The 17,085-nt window shown below is 48.8% G+C and carries 14 protein-coding genes and 1 tRNA gene; 8 read left to right on the top strand and 7 right to left on the bottom strand.

The features are described from left to right. Window positions 1-38 precede the first annotated feature (38 nt). Both ACQ4M4_RS10760 and ACQ4M4_RS10755 read left to right on the top strand, forming a co-directional pair. Window positions 39-320 carry a hypothetical protein gene (locus tag ACQ4M4_RS10760; RefSeq protein WP_430684504.1) on the top strand — a complete coding sequence of 94 codons (282 nt, stop codon included), beginning with the start codon at window positions 39-41 and terminating at the stop codon, window positions 318-320. Window positions 321-2,364: 2,044 nt separating this feature from the next. Further along, window positions 2,365-2,586 carry a hypothetical protein gene (locus ACQ4M4_RS10755; protein WP_430684503.1) on the top strand — a complete coding sequence of 74 codons (222 nt, stop codon included), beginning with the start codon at window positions 2,365-2,367 and terminating at the stop codon, window positions 2,584-2,586. On the opposite strand, the gene ACQ4M4_RS10750 is transcribed toward ACQ4M4_RS10755, so the two are convergent. Next, window positions 2,576-3,139, bottom strand: coding sequence for a hypothetical protein (locus tag ACQ4M4_RS10750; RefSeq protein ID WP_430684502.1), 564 nt, complete (start codon window positions 3,137-3,139; stop codon window positions 2,576-2,578). The genes ACQ4M4_RS10755 and ACQ4M4_RS10750 overlap by 11 nt on opposite strands. Before the next feature lie 540 nt (window positions 3,140-3,679). Then, entirely contained in the window at window positions 3,680-4,744 is a 1,065-nt protein-coding gene (locus tag ACQ4M4_RS10745) for a hypothetical protein (RefSeq protein ID WP_430684501.1), read from the bottom strand. A gap of 592 nt (window positions 4,745-5,336) precedes the next feature. On the opposite strand from ACQ4M4_RS10745, the gene ACQ4M4_RS10740 reads away from it, so the two are divergent. Further along, on the top strand, window positions 5,337-5,993 hold the full coding sequence (locus tag ACQ4M4_RS10740) for a ParA family protein (RefSeq protein ID WP_430684499.1): 657 nt from the start codon (window positions 5,337-5,339) through the stop codon (window positions 5,991-5,993). After that, window positions 5,951-6,910, top strand: a complete 960-nt coding sequence (locus ACQ4M4_RS10735) for a ParB/RepB/Spo0J family partition protein (protein ID WP_430684498.1) — start codon at window positions 5,951-5,953, stop codon at window positions 6,908-6,910. Before ACQ4M4_RS10740 ends, ACQ4M4_RS10735 begins: the two co-directional genes overlap by 43 nt. A 137-nt stretch (window positions 6,911-7,047) precedes the next feature. On the opposite strand, the gene ACQ4M4_RS10730 is transcribed toward ACQ4M4_RS10735, so the two are convergent. The 4 genes from ACQ4M4_RS10730 to ACQ4M4_RS10715 all read right to left on the bottom strand — a co-directional run bounded on the left by ACQ4M4_RS10730 (window position 7,048) and on the right by ACQ4M4_RS10715 (window position 10,289). Continuing rightward, window positions 7,048-7,542, bottom strand: a complete 495-nt coding sequence (locus ACQ4M4_RS10730) for a hypothetical protein (protein ID WP_430684497.1) — start codon at window positions 7,540-7,542, stop codon at window positions 7,048-7,050. Window positions 7,543-7,724: 182 nt separating this feature from the next. After that, window positions 7,725-8,915: an Arm DNA-binding domain-containing protein gene (locus ACQ4M4_RS10725; RefSeq protein ID WP_430684495.1), complete on the bottom strand. Its 1,191-nt coding sequence runs from the start codon at window positions 8,913-8,915 to the stop codon at window positions 7,725-7,727. A 178-nt stretch (window positions 8,916-9,093) separates the two neighbouring features. Further along, window positions 9,094-9,165: transfer RNA gene (locus ACQ4M4_RS10720), tRNA-Thr, on the bottom strand. Window positions 9,166-9,194: 29 nt separating this feature from the next. Next, window positions 9,195-10,289 (bottom strand): saccharopine dehydrogenase family protein, encoded by a 1,095-nt coding sequence (locus ACQ4M4_RS10715; RefSeq protein ID WP_430684494.1) that lies wholly within the window; start codon window positions 10,287-10,289, stop codon window positions 9,195-9,197. A 348-nt stretch (window positions 10,290-10,637) separates the two neighbouring features. Here ACQ4M4_RS10715 and ACQ4M4_RS10710 point away from each other — a divergent pair, with 348 nt between their 5' ends. Next, entirely contained in the window at window positions 10,638-11,453 is an 816-nt protein-coding gene (locus ACQ4M4_RS10710) for a PEP-CTERM sorting domain-containing protein (protein WP_430684493.1), read from the top strand. A gap of 324 nt (window positions 11,454-11,777) precedes the next feature. Here the strand turns inward: ACQ4M4_RS10710 and ACQ4M4_RS10705 are convergent, their stop codons facing one another. Continuing rightward, on the bottom strand, window positions 11,778-13,328 hold the full coding sequence (locus tag ACQ4M4_RS10705; RefSeq protein ID WP_430684492.1) for a CPBP family intramembrane glutamic endopeptidase: 1,551 nt from the start codon (window positions 13,326-13,328) through the stop codon (window positions 11,778-11,780). A 125-nt stretch (window positions 13,329-13,453) separates the two neighbouring features. Between ACQ4M4_RS10705 and ACQ4M4_RS10700 the strand changes: the two genes are divergently transcribed. From ACQ4M4_RS10700 to ACQ4M4_RS10690, 3 genes are all read left to right on the top strand, one after another. After that, window positions 13,454-14,776: a histidine phosphatase family protein gene (locus ACQ4M4_RS10700; protein WP_430684491.1), complete on the top strand. Its 1,323-nt coding sequence runs from the start codon at window positions 13,454-13,456 to the stop codon at window positions 14,774-14,776. A 135-nt stretch (window positions 14,777-14,911) separates the two neighbouring features. Next, window positions 14,912-15,733 (top strand): nucleotidyltransferase family protein, encoded by an 822-nt coding sequence (locus ACQ4M4_RS10695; RefSeq protein ID WP_430684490.1) that lies wholly within the window; start codon window positions 14,912-14,914, stop codon window positions 15,731-15,733. 29 nt (window positions 15,734-15,762) lie between these two features. Next, complete coding sequence (locus ACQ4M4_RS10690; protein ID WP_430684489.1) at window positions 15,763-17,025, top strand: dihydroorotase; 1,263 nt, start codon at window positions 15,763-15,765, stop codon at window positions 17,023-17,025. Window positions 17,026-17,085: the final 60 nt, after the last annotated feature.

Genomic DNA, 17,085 nt, shown 5'->3' with positions numbered 1-17,085 from the left:
TACCTCGTTGGTACTCTGGCTTTTATGAGAGATCAATTATGAACAAAATTAATACAGCTTACTTTGAGGGACAAATAGATATGGTGCCTCGTGAATCCTTGCAACCCTATGATGGAGAAAAACAATTCTGGATAGTCGTAACCAGTCCAACTGTGGCTCTCGCTGAAGTTGCTACAAAACTCATGATGGGTGATGACCAACAGCTTCAGGATTGGGTAACCCAAAGACAGGTTCAGATCCATGCGTCACTTGGGCAGATTGCAGGCGATCGCTTTCGAGCGATCTGGTTCGAGGATGCCTATGTGATTCAGTCTTGTTGATTTCATCATTAACAGAACATCAGCCCCTGAGTGGGGCTTGCTCCCCTCGTATTATTAATAAACTTAACAATGAGCTTTTCACCTGTAGGTTGAAAGCTCATTTTTTATGGAGTCATTATGTGATTCTCTTGTGTGCTTTTAATGATGTTGATACGTTTCCTTTGGTTGTTACTTAGAGGTTCGCGGGGACATCCCTGTGAGCTGTCTTTCTTTCTTGCGGGTTTGTCCCTGCTTTTCTTTTCACTGTTGGTGCGATCGCACCATACGAATCTCCTTGCCTGTTACTCACCAATTACTGCGCTGAAAATTTGCTTTAATTTACTATTTCTTTTCGCTATCTTCCAACCTTAATGGCTGTGTTTCTGAATCGCCCAACATGGCGAACGGAATAGCTACTTGATCGTGTGACGGCACACTCCGGTAAACCAGAACTTACCATTCTGGCTAAGGAGAGCTTTCGATTTACCTGAAAGCATCGTGCTGTTATCCGTAGCGCTGGGTGCGATGAGAGTCGCTCGCCCAGCACGAGGAAGGCTGTACGGAGTAATCCTTTATACAAGACATCTCAAAGAGAGGTGACTGTTAAAGAGTAATCCTGTGCTTCTATTCCATAAAGTTAACGCTAATCCCTGAAAGGGGGCGACCGAGACAGACCTGCTCCCTGACTTCAGGGAACAGGCCGTCACAACAGAAATGGTGAAAATCCATCAGAGGGGACATAGCCTACGGAGTTTCTAAGGCGTGTAACCTCTGCCAGCGTCGGGAGTTCGTACACGGGTGACCGTGGCGACCGGAGTATGACATCTCCGGGTATGGTCTCAATAAGGCCAACATGAAAAGCTCAACGATGAAAGGCGGGAAACCGCTTGCTGGTGAGGAGAGAAAGAGTTGTGCCCAACGACGAAGAGACTGCATATTAGTAAGGAAGAGCTTCTGCTTTCTGCTTCCTGAAATCTGGAATGAAAAGGGGAATACCCCTCGGTATGCATGTTCTGTTGATAGCAATCAACTAGTGACAAGACTTTCTCTACCAACTGTTGTGAATAATCGGGGAAGGACTCTCGCTGCCGGAAATGGTAATCCGGTGCCTGGTCAGGTACAGATCAGGTGTCAAACGCGGGAGTCTGGGAGCGTGGTGCAAGTAGAAGGGCTTTTTTGAAGCCGTGTACAGCGGGCTGGGCAGTCCAATGGACATTTGGGTATCGGCTGGTAACCGATATAGACAACCAACAACGAAAGCACTGACGGAACTCACATTGATCATGTAGTCTGACGTTTTGTCGTGGGTTTACGAGTGTCCCTGAAACAGGGGGCATTCGTAAACCACCACAGCCGTCACAGGTACTCTACGAAACGGAGTTCGTATGACGAAACAAACTCAAAAGACAGTTCACTAACAATCCAAAAGACAGCATTTATCGATCGCAGCGTTCTTGCTGACACCAATAAGACATCGTTTCCTCAAGGGTTATAACTGCCTGAAACGACAACTAAAGTTGCAGCTTATTGGAAAGTGGTCGGCGGCAACTGGACTGCTACCGCTGCCCGTATGCTCGCAGACGGCTGTCTGCAACTGGGTGGCTTGCTGTTATGGCTTTTGACTGGTTGAGCCTATCAACCAGTCGCTATTTCTGGATGGAGGGTTATGGCACAGTGGGAAGCCCAATCACTGGGTGACTTCTTACGTCGAATTGCGATCGACTACGCTAGATTTGGATATACCCGGTACGTGTTAAGAGACATACCTCTAGACAAAGACCCAGCCGCGATCGACCAAAAAATTCGATCTGCCTACCACGTTACCTCTTGCCGAACGGCTCGGATGCGGATGAAACGGCAAGGTAAGGCACGGGTACAGTATCTACGATTTAGACACTCCTTTGTATTACTTGCTACTGAGGGCACTCATGAAGCATTTGCCCGATTGCATAGCTATGACATGAAAGATGCTCCCCTTCATTTCCAGGGTTACTCAATTGGTTTCAAGGGATCTACAGTTTCAGTACAAGTCACGAGCAGGGTTTGGAGAAGGATTGAGCGGCACATGGAGGATTTAATATTTCAACCTCAATCAGTCGTTGAAGAGGCGATCGCCTCCCTCCCCTACTACAACTTTCCTGGCGTTGTTCGGCAGAAACAGCATTTACTTCACTACGTGAATCAACGCCGTAAGGTAGCCGGACTACAACCCATTACCTTTAACCCGATGGAAGCCAAACGCCATTTACTTCGCGGCAACCACAATGCCGCTCTGGTTAAAAGGTAACAAGCCGTAAGTTTGGCTGCTGTTCCAAAAAATCCTGGATAGACCGAGTTCGATACGTACTTTTCATTCGAGCTAAAATGACAACCTCCCGTTGAGAGTGAATACTGAGAAATCCCTGTAAGACTTGGAGTACCTGCCCAGAGGCTACTCGCTTACGACACCAATGCAGTTGCCCAGCAATACGTCCTGTAGAGCTAATACCGCAAATAAAAACAGGGTCTCCTGCCTCTGACTCTTCGCAATCTTGGGCTGATTCCCAAATTATGTGGGCATTCGGGCAATCCTCTGGTCTCAATTCATCAAGCAAATACAGCAATGCTTTACGACGCTCCACCAACGCAGCGATCTTAGGAAGGATAGTAGTGATCCACCGCTGATACTGCCCCTTATTCAAAAACTGAGAACGGAGCCGATTGGTAAATGTGAGGTCTGTCTTCTCAATCCATCGGTAAACAGTACCTCGTGGCAAATTGAACTGAGAGATCAAACGGCACGGTGTCCAAAGATCTCCAGAGTAACCATAACGGGATGCTGGCTCACTCAGTCGTGACATGATCGTACTCAGATGAACCCAATTATATTTTTTGTGGCTACCCCTTACGGGTTCTTCAGGATCTAAGAGGGCTACTGTATGAACAAGTTGTTCGTTAATGAGCCACGCAAGAACAGTATCAAGATCTAAACTGAGGTTTCTACAGATCTCTGGAGTGGTAACTCCTGCAAGACGAAGATTGAGAACTTGTCGTTTCAGAAATTCACGATCCTCCACACAATCCCCCAATGGGAAAAAGTTTTCTAATGTTCCACGAGTATGCGACTATCGATATCTAGCCAGACAACTGTAATAATTCATCTTTTTTCAAAAACAGTCCAGAGTAAAATCACTCTGAAATGACTGTGGAACATTTTTCAGAGTGAGCCGAAGACGTTGTAGAGCATGAACATCTCTTAGCCAGAATTGCTTGTGTCTTAAGGCAATTGCTTCAGAGGCTTGGAGAACGCCCCTGTAGGAGAGTTGGGATGGCCTATGGTTTTTGCCAAGAGCAGATCAGAAATCGCTACCACAAGCTTTAGAACGGTTCAGAATAGATGTTTAAGGCACTCGACGCATTTTATTGAGTACGTCATTCACTAAATCCCAGGCAAGGCTTTGCTGGAAAAGGTTCTCTTCCTCAGGAACTTCCTCATCCATTAACTCAGCCTCTAACGTAGAAGAATCAATAACGGGTTGGCTGTAGAATTCATTTCTGGACTTCCGTTTACGGGTAAAAATCTCATACTCGGCTTTAGCTTTAGGTCCTGGCTGATAAGACATTATCCAATCTGGTTTCCCCTCCTGGTCAAAACCTCCCTCAAACTCAACTTGTGCAAGATAGCCAGACTTCAAATGAGGTTGATGCACCTTGTACATCTGCTTTCTAGCGGCACTCAAATCCTCATATCGAGTCTGAGCTGAGTAAAGGCAGTAGTCTGAATATCGTAGACGAGCATGAGAGTGGTTGTATTTCAAGGCTGCAAAGATCTGATAGCTGATGATCTCGTAGAACCGTTGAGCAGTCGGAGTCAATGCTTTGAGGTACTCATAGTCCAAGGGGCGTGTAGGAGATTGAGCAAGAACTTCCCGATATGTCTGGCTTAGGATGAGATAAACACCGTCTGCACTGTGCCCATTAGGCATTTGTTGACCTGTAAAGATAACGTTGTAGCGAGTAAAAGTGGCTTTCAATTCGTGTTCAACCTTGTCCTTACCTTTGTACCGCAACCAGGCAGTAATACCAGTCAAAGCATTCTGCTGGAGTGCATGGGTAATGTTCTTCTTGTTTTTACCAGAGTCGGTCAAGCCTAGAGCTTGACAGATTTGCCGTAGACTACCGAGTGAGATGATCTCTGGAATAGGTTGTCCAGATTCTTCTATTTGACGGTTAATAACAAGCGTGTCGAGTTTATAAGCAAGCTGACCAGGTAAACCGTACTTTTGGTTAGCGGAAACCTCCCATCGAATACTCCTTCCCTGTCGATCCACTGTCCGAATGTCGATCGTTGTTGGCTTGCCTTTAACCAAATTGTGAATTGGGTATTTGGAGAGAGTAGTTTCTGCTCGAATGATTTCAAAGGGGACGCTCTTTGCGACGGAGACAGGTGGTTTCGCTGGAGCCATAGTTAGGTCTTAAAACATAGATTAAAAATATAAAAGAGAACGAACCATCCTAGTCTTACGTAGTCTTATATAGTCTTAATAGTCATAAGAGTCTTTAGCCTACTTCGATACAGATATCAATGAGTTATTTGATTTTTTGGCCTCGAAAGTTCCCGAATTGGAACTCGAAAGTTCCCGTTTTTAACCTTAAAAGTTCCCGATTTTGACCTTAAAAGTTCCCGGATTAGAACTCGAAAGTTCCCGGAAATCCTATATAATTTCGCTCAAAAGTTCCCGGAAATACCTTTAAACTGACCTTGAAAGTTCCCGGATTCAAGTTTTAAGAACTCGAAAGTTCCCTATGGCTAAATAACTACTTATCAGCCTTTTATTAAGATATTTCATGTTTGTTAGCTCGTCATTTTGGAGGCTAACCAGATTGCCCCTTGCCCTTCTTGCACCTAAGATTGGCTACCTCTCTATGCTGATTCATAAAGATGGCGCTCGAAAGTTCCCGGATGGGCATTACGTCCTTCCAGAATTATCCCTTGCATTCATAAGGAGAAGCAGCCATAAAACAGGAAATGAAACAGGCTTTATGTGAGGAGAGGTCGTGGTTATAACAATTACAGGTCGTAAGGGCGGAATTGGAAAAACCACAACAGCAGTACATCTTGCGGCTTATTTCCAAACTTTGGGTTCTACCTTGCTAGTAGATGGAGATCCAAATGATTCAGCATTGACTTGGGCAAACAGAGAATCTTTTCCCTTTAAGACGATTGATTCCTCTATTGTCCAGACTCACTTACAAGAGCAACAATACGACTACGTAATTGTTGATACGAAAGCACATCCTGAGCCAGAAGATATTCAAGTTTTGGCAGAAAACTGCGATCTCCTCGTTTTACCCTCTAGGCCATCTTTTTTGGACTTGCACGCTTTATTACAAACTGTGCGGACATTAGAGCAGCTACAAGCTCCGTATAAGGTGTTGCTTACAATGGTGCGTCCACCTAAGCGAACAGATAAACATACGAAGCGAATGACAGCACGAGAATTTTTATACCAAGAGAAGATTCCAGTCTTTGAAACAGAAATTCAACAGCTAGCCGTGTTTGAGGAAGCACCTGATCATGGAGCATTGGTACAAGATTTTGGTGGAGCGATCGCTCAGAAAGCATGGTTAAGCTATCAAGCACTAGGACAAGAGATTAAGCAGGAGATGGGGTGGCAGGAGTACAACGTAAAAAGAGTGCATTCGAGGGGCTAAAAGGACTGAAATCCCAGCCAGAAAAGTCTCTCTCAGTTGTTCAAACAAACAATCCGGAGGGAACCGTTGGTGACCAAGAACTAGCACGACAGATTCCTTGGTCAGCGATCGCTTTACCAGAAAAACAACCTAGACGATATTTTGATGAGGCAGCGCTAGAGAAATTAGCAGTCTCGATTCAAGAACATGGCATCCTGGAACCGTTGATTGTTAGACCGATCGCTAATGAGCGATATAGCCTTGTGGCTGGTGAACGGCGGTATAGAGCCGCAAAGCTAGCTAACCTTGAAAAAGTACCAGTTGTTATTCGGAACCTGACTGATGAGCAAGCTTGGGAATTAGCATTGCTTGAAAATGTACAGCGGCAAGATCTGAATGTAGTGGATAGGGTCGATGCAGTCTTGCAAGAATTAGCATTCAAATTAGGATGCTCTGTCTCTGAAGCCAAGTCAGTTTTATATCGGCTCGAAAATGAGAACAAGGGCAAAGTTACCCGACACGAGTCGGGTAATGAAGCTCGGGTAATTGTTGACCGAGTATTTGAAATTCTTGGAATTCGCTTCAGTCACTTTATGCGATTTGAATTGCCCCTGCTAAGTGCTCCAGAAACCCTTCTTAATGCCGTCAGATCGGGCAGAATTGATGTCCGTCATGCCAATGAGATTAGGCGGGTTAAAGATCAGGAGCAACAAAATTTAATTCTTAATGATGCTATTGAGAATCGGCTATCAGTTGAAGATATTAAGACACGAATACAAGAAACAAAGGTAGAAGCTAAGCCTCAAGTTAATTCTTTGCAGAGAAGACTCACAAAAGTCCTTAGTACGGTGAAAAAGACTGATGATGTGTGGAGCTGTACTAAACGACGAGCACAATTAGAAGATCTCCTAACTGCATTAGAGCAACTACTTGAGTAGCAATCAGGCAGTTGAGGCTCAGCATTATCTATATCAGCAAAGACTTAGTCTGATACTTTCTGTAAGCTTAGTACAGATTATGTAAAAAAAGTGGTTGAGCTTTCCTTCAACCACTGGCTGCTTTAAGTCTTAAACCTCTAGTCTACGGATTCAAGCTGGCAAGTTACGCGGTCACCCCACATGCCGACAAACTCCAACATCACAGCTATGATCTTGAGTTCAGTTAGCCGCTCATTCTCCACATACAGGTAATGAGGAGAAGAAATGCTTATTTCCTCCAAAACAAGGAAACGAAGCTGCTTAGGACTTACTTGACTTAGTTGCTCTTTTCCGTATCTCTCAACCTCTAGCTGAACAGTTCTAATCGCCTTAAAGGTTTTGGCCATCGCCTTTGAAACGATCTCTTCTGGTAGTTTCTCCTGTAACACTCTGACATATCGTCCTATTTCATAACTAGTTATTCGGTACTGCACTAGACGCGACCGCAATTCTGACGGCCAATTCTGCTGTCGCTGTTTATGCAATTCATTATCAGGGCTAGGAATAGTAATCGAGTTGTCATCGACTACGACAACCACTGATTCTCCCGAAAACGCATAACGACTTGGTAGAGGTTTTAATTCTAAAGCCATATCAAGTTTCCTCATCACATCTCCTAAGATCTGGTAATTCTTAAGAGATGCTTTGAGGTTTTGATGCAAACTTTAGTAACTACTAAAGAACCTTCTTCTCCTCTCGTCTGGCATTTGAGGAGATTTGTTTCTAAAAAAGTTACCCGACACATGTCGGGTAACTTACACAGCTATATCTACATCTACACATCGGTGGGTCTCAGATGATCCAGCTTCATTCTGTCAAGATACCGCTCTTCAATCACCTTGCTAGAATTGCCAACCCACCGGGCGATCGTTGTCGAAGAATTACCCTGTGTTGCTTGAAGGGTGATAAAGGTGTCCCGACAGTTGTAAGGGGTCATTTTGATGCCATCTTTACTAGCAAGCCCTACTTTTTCAAGAATCTTTGACCATGCTCGATCAGAGAAGTTGCTTTCGACCATTGCTTTTCCTGTAGGGGACGGAAAAACCAAGTCATCAGGCCCGAAATTTTCAGGTCTGATCTTTTGTAACAACTCTTTGAGTCGTGGAGGACAGCTAAACCATCGCTTCACCGCAGTCTTGTCCTCATACCGTCGCTCAAGTCTTCCTGACACCTCAACGATACTTTCGCAAAAGTGGACTCGGCTACAATCGGGTGAGACATTTCCCCACCGTAAGCCGATCGCTTCACACGGGCGACACCCTGTCCAGAACAGGAATTTCACGAAGGGAGCATAATGCCGATAATTGATTCCGGGTCGGGTATCGTTCTCAAAAGCTTTGATGATGCGATCGCGCTCCTCAATAGAGAATGCTATAGGCGGTGCTGGTTTAGACGGGGTGAGATCCTTATACATCCCATCAAAGGGATTTGTATCAATAAGGGAATGTTTAGTCCCCCACTTACAAGCAGCAGACAGTTGCATCAATGTACGACGTGCTTGTGACTCGGTTGTGACTTGGAGCAGTTCCATCCGAAACTTCAAGGGGTCTTGGAGACCATCTGTCTTGCACCGTTTGAGATGAGCAACGACAGGCTCATAAGTTCCATTTATCGTTTTTGGGGAAACATGGGGAGATTTGTAATCCATGTACTGTTCCCACAGGGCTTTCAGTTTTGGGGTAACTTTTGGGGTAATGTCTGGCTCTTGAACCCGAAGAACAGATTGAGGCCGATATTTGTCTAGGGACGGGTCAAAGTTTCCCGATACGAAGTCAAGTTCAATTTGCCGTGCGACCCGCTCGGCACCTTTTCGGTTGAGTGGGGTGTCGGGCAGTCCAATGCTCAGATAGTACCGTTGTCCTTGCCAGCTAAAGACAAGCTGAAGGCGACTATTGGAGACCTTAATCTGAACGGTGCCTTTGCTCCGTCGCTGTTTTCCAGGGGGTGAGGAGTTGGAGGAGGTCATAACGATTTTTGGGGTAAGAGGAATTTCTTTACCCCAAATTTACCCCAAAAAACTGGCTTGTATGGTCTCAAAATGACCAACTTATAGAAAGTTTGTACTATGAAACAAGACCCTGAAAGCCATATCCGAATAGCCCAAAGCCTTTGAAATCATTGTTTTATAAGGATTTTCTTCTTAAAGCCGATGGCGGGATTTGAACCCGCGACCGCTCGATTACGAATCGAGTGCTCTACCACTGAGCTACACCGGCGAACAGCTATACAGTATAGCACCTGTTGCCTACTGAACAGTAAGATTTATTGAAATTTCCCGGCTATCCATCGTTTGCAGGAATTGTTCAGTGGGTAGAACGTGCTCAACAGACCAAACGCCGGGTTTTTGAAGATGGCCAGAAAGGATGAGTTGGGCAACGCTCCCGGTTCCCAAACCAGCCGCGATCGCCGTATTGGGATGCACGATAGTAGACAGCACTTTGCAAGGCTTACCATCCTTCGTTCCGGTGACCTGTACGCGAATTGCAATATCAATACCGCCGAAGCGATCGCTCACCCGAGTCATGCGGTAGCTAATGTGGGCCATTGCCTCTCGAAAGTTGGGATTGTGCAGCCATGCCTTAGGAAACACATGGGCCGTTATCCACGTGAGGCGATTATACAGATCAGGAACAGAGCCGAACTTGGTGATGACCGTTTTGATCGGAAACAATTCAGCCAGGCTCACCGTTTCGGGAACCTCGTACCAATACACGTAGCCTCGATGAAAGGGAGGAGGAAAGTCGATGGCCTCGCGATCGCTATAGGGCTTCACTGTCACCCATTCGCCGTTGATCAATGCCTTAAATGGATGCATCAATCCCAAAAAAGTCGTGCGCAATACGCCAATGCCTGCACCACCAGAGCCTCCCACGATGTAGCTAAGATGCAGCTCATCGCGATCGTCCAGCGACTCTAAACATAACTTTGCTAAGCTATTGGAAATTCCAGGAAACACCCCCGTACTTAGCACTGCAGTTACTTGGCGCTCAACGGCGACCTCATGCAGCGCTTGGGCACGTCGCACAAATGGAACCGTGTCGCTCACATCCACATAGGTAACCCCAAGCTGGATGCACGTCTCTAAAACGACAGGTTCTTGATAAAAAAATGGGCCAGCACAGTGAATTACTAAATCGGATGAGGCGATCGCCGTCTTCAGTGCAGCCTGATCAGCAATATCAAGCTGTAGAGGGGTAACTCGCTCTGAGTACAAAACCCAAGAGGCAACGGGCTGCCGACTCGTAATTACCACAGTTGCATCAGTATAGTGCAGCAAATCCTGCGCTACGCTTGCTCCAATGCGGCCTCGGCCTCCCAGAATGAGTATTCGTTGAGTCATAGTTTTTACAGTTTTGGCTGACAAAGACAGCAAAATCGGGCTCTTGAATAAAGTTCCTCTGCAACGGGATGCCTTGCTCGGCCGCAGATTTACGGATCTAGCAAACAGAGCGATTCAAGACAGTTGACGCAATCAGACATGACCCAAAAGCCTTGATATATCTACCTTAGCGGCTTGATTTTGCCCTCGCAGCAAAATACAAATAAAGCAAATTCCTTTATTCAAAGCCTATGAATAAACAGACGATAAAAATGGTGGTATCTCAGATTACAGTTTTCTCCTGTCTTGTTAATGTTGGGACACAGTGAAAAACTGCAAACCAACACGATTCGTCACTAGGAGAACGCAATGAGCGCCCATCGCAACACTTGGGTAGGGACTTTGGCCAAAACTGCTGTAATTGCTACTGCAATGATCACCATGACTGGCATGGACGCTTACGCCAAAAAGCCTGTCAATCCTGGTCAAGAAAAGAAGGATAATCCCGTCCAAGAAAAGAAAGAGGACAGTAAGCAGGAGAAAAACAATCCTGCTAAGGAGGAAGCCAATCCTGCTAATGAGAACAAGGGTGGCCCTGCTCAAGAAACCAAGAGTGGCTCTGAACTAGAAACCTCTGTTGGAACACTGTGCAAAACAACCGACGTATCGTTGTCGGGCGGCATTTTTGCATCCGCTTGTGCAGGTTCCTTTAGCGGCAATGATACCGGAGCCCAGGGCACTCTGCTGAACGATCTCAACAATGGCCTGTTCAGCACAGGTGGTGGCACTTGGAGCTTGCTAGGCAAGTCGGATGACGGTGGTTTCAGCGCTGGTAAGTCCAGCACGGGTGGCTGGAGCCTGCTGGGTGGTCAGCAAATTACAGGCTCTTTTGTTCTGAGCTTGAAAGCTGGCAATGCTTACAGTGCCTACTACTTCGACAACGTCAGCAATGTGACTAGCGGCTTCTTCGACACGATTGGGGTGTCGCTGGCTGGCAATGGCAAGTCGGGTAAGGATCTGTCTCACGCCTCGATCTTTGTGCTCAGCCAAGACACAACTCCCACACCTCCTCCTGCCGGGCAACCTGTTCCCGAGCCCTTCACCATTTTGGGCACGGTGGCAGCCGCCGGTATGGGCTACCGCATGAAGCAAGCTCGCAAAGCAGCCAAGCGCGACCAAGCTTAATTCATGACATTGATGTTCAGGGCATCAAAGTAAAGCAAAAAGGGGTGTTCAGCGTGGCTGAACACCCCTTTTTGCTGTAACCCAGTTGGTTTACTGGCTGGCTTATTCAGAGGAGTTTCTGCGATCGCACGTCAGCATGGCATCACAACTTGATAGTAGAGCGATTGGAAGCGGAGGTTTGATAGTTGCCTCATCAGCATTTGCTGCAGGGTGCGAATGCTAATGAGGGGGTCTTCTAAATCGTCGAAGCTGGCAACCGTGTTGCCAGCTTCGACGTTTATTGGAGTTAGGGATTGCGCAGTGGAGTTACGTCTTTGGGCTGTGCTATTTGGCTCCGCTGCCCAAAATGAACAGGCCCACCATTGTGATGCTGTTCCACAAACTATGAAGCAGCATGGGGGCAAGCAGGTTGCGCGATTTGCTATAAACAAACCCAAGAACAGCCCCCAGGGTTGCCAGGGGTAGCACTTCAGAAAAACTGAGGTGGGCGATCGCAAATAACAAACTGCTGAGGGCGATCGCGCCACTCACAGGTACATACCGCGTGAGCGAAGGTAGTAAAAATCCGCGAAATAAAATTTCTTCAAAAACAGGAGCCGCAACCGCTGCCGTAAACAAGAAAATGCCTAACGCAATCGGGTCTCCCTCCTCCAGCACAATTTGCAAAAGTGGATTGCTGCCGCCTTGACCTTGCCAAATCTGTTGATTAACTAGCGATACCAGCACCATTAGAGGCAACGCGACCAAGTATCCGCCAAAGCCCCACAGAATCCATTTGCGATTGAACTTGAACTGAAACCAGTCTTTGCTGAGGGGAAAATGCTGCTTGATGGATAAATACAGAACCAGTAACCCCGTCCCCGCCATTAGCAGGTAATAGGTCATGGAATAGAGGGCGCGGGCACGGGTGCCAAATCCAGTAAACAAGCTGCTAAAGCCACCCAGCAACAAAGGCACGGCAATTTGCCCGACAAAGAAAAAGCCAACAATCAAGACCTGCCAAATAATTTCCCAATCCCATGCGGTTTCCCAAGGGGCAGCCCCTTGCATGGATAAGACGGCCTGTTTGCCTTGAGTGAGCCGCTGGGCAATTAAGAAAATGATGAGGCCAACGCCAGCAATGCCAGCCAATGTGGGTACCGTTCCCACAATACCCAGTTTTAACAGCGTGGATTCTGCTTGCTGCTGTTGGGCTGCTTGCAGAGTTGCAAGGGCATCGGGACGTTGCTGCAAGGTATACAGCCGAGTGAGCGCTACAACCCGAAACCAGCCATCCAAATTGTTTTGCAGGGTTGGTTCAGCATCGGGCACGATGCGAGGAGGGGATTCCCATAGGCCAAGCAAGGTTTGCGCAGTCGGCGCGATCGCCTTCGAGGTAGCACTAGAACTAGCCTCGGTTGTGTCGATGAGCGATCGCCAGTGGGTGCGAGCAGCTTCCACTTCTCCCCGCTCTGCCTGAATCAAGCCAATGTTGAGATCTAACTGTTGCAAGAGCGATCGCTGCTGTTGAACGATCTGCCCAAGCTGAGCCCGAGGTGCTGGATTCTCAGAAGCACCAACTTCAGTCGAATTTTGAGGGAGCGCTTCTAGCCGCGAAACCATGTTGCCCAAATCCGATTCCGCAGTTTCTCGCACCTCCTCATACTGCGTCAGGGCTGCTTTCAGCGGGTCGTCTCCCAGCAACACTTTGCGGAGTTGGGCAGACTGGTCAGAACCGTCACCCTCATATTCCGTTGCAGAGAGGAGCAAGTTGGTTTGATACAACTGTAAGCGATTGGTAATTTGCGGTTGGCCCAAGCTGCCCAGCAGCGAACTCCCAACCAGTACCACCACTATCAGGGTTAAAGCGCTAAGAACGAGTCGTTTCAAGGTCATGTGCTTTCGGGCCAAGACTCCAAAGCAAGTATCTTCCTGGCATTATCGCACTGGGATACCCCAGTCGGGTAAAATGCTGGTGTTTTGCAGGTTGGGAGGATACGGCTCTGGCTACTCGCGTCATTTTGGTTCGTCATGGAATTAGTGGCTTCAATGTTCAGCGTCGGGTGCAGGGTCATTTTGATGATTCACTGCTGACGGATGAGGGGCGCGAGGGGGCGCGCAAAACGGGGCTGGCGCTGCAAGGGCTCTCCTTTAGCGCGGTGTATAGCAGTCCGCTCAAGCGAGCCAGAGAAACGGCAGAGCTGATTACGGCTCAGTTGAGCGATGCGCCTGCGGTCGCCTACACCGATTTGCTCAAAGAGATTAACCTCTCAGAGTGGGAAGGGTTGCTGTTTGACGAGGTAGAGCAGCGCTTTCCCGAAGGATATGCCCTCTGGCGCGATCGCCCTCACGATTTGGTCATGACCCGCGAAACCCCCAATGGGCCAGAGCAGTTTTACCCAGTGCGATCGCTCTATGAGCAGGCGCGGCAACTGTGGAATGAGGTGCTAGCGCAGCACAACGGCGAAACCGTGTTGCTCGTGGGCCACAGCGGCATTAATCGAGCCTTGATTCAAACAGCGATCGGGCTGGATGCAGAGAACTACCCCCGTTTCCACCAAACCAACTGCGGCATTAGCATCCTCAACTTTGCCGGGGGACTGGGCGATGTCGTGCAGATGGAATCCATGAATCTAACTGCTCATCTAGACATGCCCGTTCCCCCCGTGCGGAGTGGGCACAAAGGGCCACGACTTCTGCTGGTGCGCCATGGCGAAACCAACTGGAATCGAGACAAGCGCTTTCAAGGTCAAATCGACGTACCCTTGAATGAGCAAGGCCGCACCCAAGGTGAAAAAGCATCCTTTTTCCTCAAGTCAATTCCCATCGACCGAGCAGTCACTAGCCCCATGCTGCGTCCCAAAGAAACGGCAGAACTGATTTTGGCGGCTCACCCCAACGTGGTGTTGGAGGAAGAAGATCGGCTGAAAGAGATTAGTCACGGTTTGTGGGAAGGCAAGCTAGAGGCAGAAATTGAAGTCGATTACGCAACTGAGCTTCAGCAGTGGAAGGTCGCTCCTGAGACGGTGCAAATGCCCGAAGGCGAGAACCTTCAGGATGTATGGGAGCGAACCATCGCAGCCTGGGATGCGATCGTGGCCTCAGCCGATGGTCAGCCCATCACCATTCTGGTGGTTGCCCACGATGCTGTGAACAAAGCGATTTTGTGTCACTTGGTCAATGCAGATCCCAGCAAATTCTGGGCGTTTAAGCAGGGCAATGGTGCCGTCAGTGTGATTGACTACCCACAAGGGGCTGGGGGTCGGCCTTTGGTGCAAGCCATCAACATCACCAGTCACTTGGGTTCGGGAGTGTTGGATCGCACGGCGGCTGGGGCGCTATAAGTCGGGTAGGACGTTGGATGGGATTCCACTCAATACTGCTCAGAATCCTGCTTCACTGGGTGCACCAAAGTTGTGGGCCAAAGGCAAAGGATAGCGCTATGCAGTTAGGCGATCGCACTTTGCCCATAGTTAAAGATGCGGAGTGTGAGCCAAGGCATGGCGGGTGAATGGATTGGTGTGATTCCAGCGGGTGGGTCAGCAACTCGATTGCAGCCGTTGCCCTGTAGCAAGGAGCTGTTGCCGATTGGGTTTCATTCAACCCCCGACGGAAAGCAGCGTCCAAAAGTAGTGTCACAATATTTGCTAGAGCACTACCAGCGCGCTGGAGCAACCAAAGCCTTCTTCATCCTGAAGCCTGGAAAATGGGATATTCCCGCTTACTACCAGGCGGGCCAGGGCATGGGGTTGGATATCGCCTACTCGGTGATCACGGTTCCCTATGGTTCTCCCTACACGCTGGATCAGGTCTACGCCTTTGTCAAAGAGGCCAACGTCATGTTGGGGTTTCCCGACATTTTGCTGCAACCCAGCGATGCGTTTGTGCAATTGCGCCAACGGCAAGAAACAACAGGTGCCGATGTGGTGTTGGGTTTGTTTCCGGTGCGAAGTGCGGAGCAAGCTCAACGGTCTGATCTAGTTGCGTGGGATCAGGTGAGCGGGCACATTTCCCAAATTTTGATCAAGCCGCCCCAATCGGATTTGCGGGAAAGTTGGATTTTGGCAGTGTGGACTCCAGCATTTACCCGGTTCATGCATGACTTTTTGCAGCGCGATCGCCCTCCCCGCGAGGTCAATCCCAATCTTCCCGAACTGTATTTGGGCCACGTTTTTCAAGCAGCGATCGCCCATGGGCTGAAGGTGCAGGCCCATCCCTTCCCTCAGGGTGAATTTTTAGATATTGGCACTCCGGCTGCTTTGGCCGAGGCCTATCATCGCTTTGGTAACTCTTATTCCTAGCTCTATCTTTATTTCTCAATTTCTGACCTATGTCTTCCATCCTTCTGCGCCAGGTTCGTTTGCTAGACCCAATTTCAAACAGCGATCGCCCATGCGACGTTTGGCTGGAAGATGGTCACATTCGCGCAGTTGACGATCACATTTCAGTCGATGAACCGGACTCGGTGACGGTACAGGATGGTCGTAGCTTAGTGCTGGGGCCAGGGCTGGTGGATATGTATAGCCACAGCGGCGAACCGGGATACGAATCGCGCGAAACGTTGGCTAGTTTATCGGCAGCGGCGATCGCGGGGGGCTTTACCCGAATTTCCCTACTGCCCGATACCGATCCCGCCCTGGATAATCCCTCTAGTGTGGAATGGGTGCGATCGCACTTACCGACTGCGACCCCGCAGGTGAATCTGTGGGGCGCGCTCACGCTGGGCGGCAAGGGGCAACAAATGACCGAACTAGCCGAATTGGCAGAGGCCCAAGTGGTGGGCTTTGCCGATAGCCAGCCGTTGCAAAATTTGTTACTTTTGCGGCGGGTGATGGAGTACACCCAATCGCTCAACAAGCCACTGGCGCTGTGGTGTTGCAATACAGAACTGCACGGCAACGGAGTGATGCGGGAAGGGCATGATTCGTTGCGGGTGGGATTACCGGGCATTCCAGCGATCGCCGAAACGGCCGCACTCGCAGCAGTGCTGGAGTGTGTGGAAATGATTGGCACTCCGGTTCATTTCATGCGCTTGTCCACGGCGCGGGGTGTAGAGTTAGTCGCGCAGGCCAAAGCAAAGGGATTGCCCGTAACGGCCAGCACAACCTGGATGCATGTGTTGCTGAACACCCTATCGCTGCAAAGCTATGATCCCAATTTGCACATTGAGCCTCCGTTAGGCACACCAGCCGATCAGGCGGCACTGGTGCAGGCTGTTGCCTCTGGGGTAATTGATGCGATCGCCATTGACCACGCGCCCTACACCTACGAGGAAAAGACCGTTGCCTTTGCCGAATCGCCTCCAGGGATGATTGGGCTAGAGTTGGCATTGCCGTTGCTATGGCGATCGCTGGTGGAAACGGGGGCATGTTCGGCGCTGGCTTTGTGGCGATCGCTCAGTACCAATCCGGCTCAGTGCTTGGGGCAACCCTATCCCAACCTTGCCGCCGGGCAAGCCGCAGAGCTAACGTTATTTGACCCAGCCCAAACCTGGACCGTCACTCCTCAAGCGATCGCATCCCTGTCCTACAACACCCCCTGGCTCGGCAAAGAAATTGTAGGGCGCACCGTGCAAACGTGGCTTCCCACCTGAGCGCACACAAAAAAGGGCTTTTGAAAGAGGTTGCGCAGTGCGCAACCTCTTTCAAAAGCC

The sequence above is a fragment of the Leptolyngbya sp. AN02str genome, from assembly GCF_050565595.1.
In the GTDB taxonomy this organism is placed as follows: Bacteria; Cyanobacteriota; Cyanobacteriia; order Elainellales; family Elainellaceae; genus Kaiparowitsia.
The sequence above is the reverse complement of the archived record's forward strand: the minus strand, read 5'-3'. Positions and strand labels throughout refer to the sequence as shown.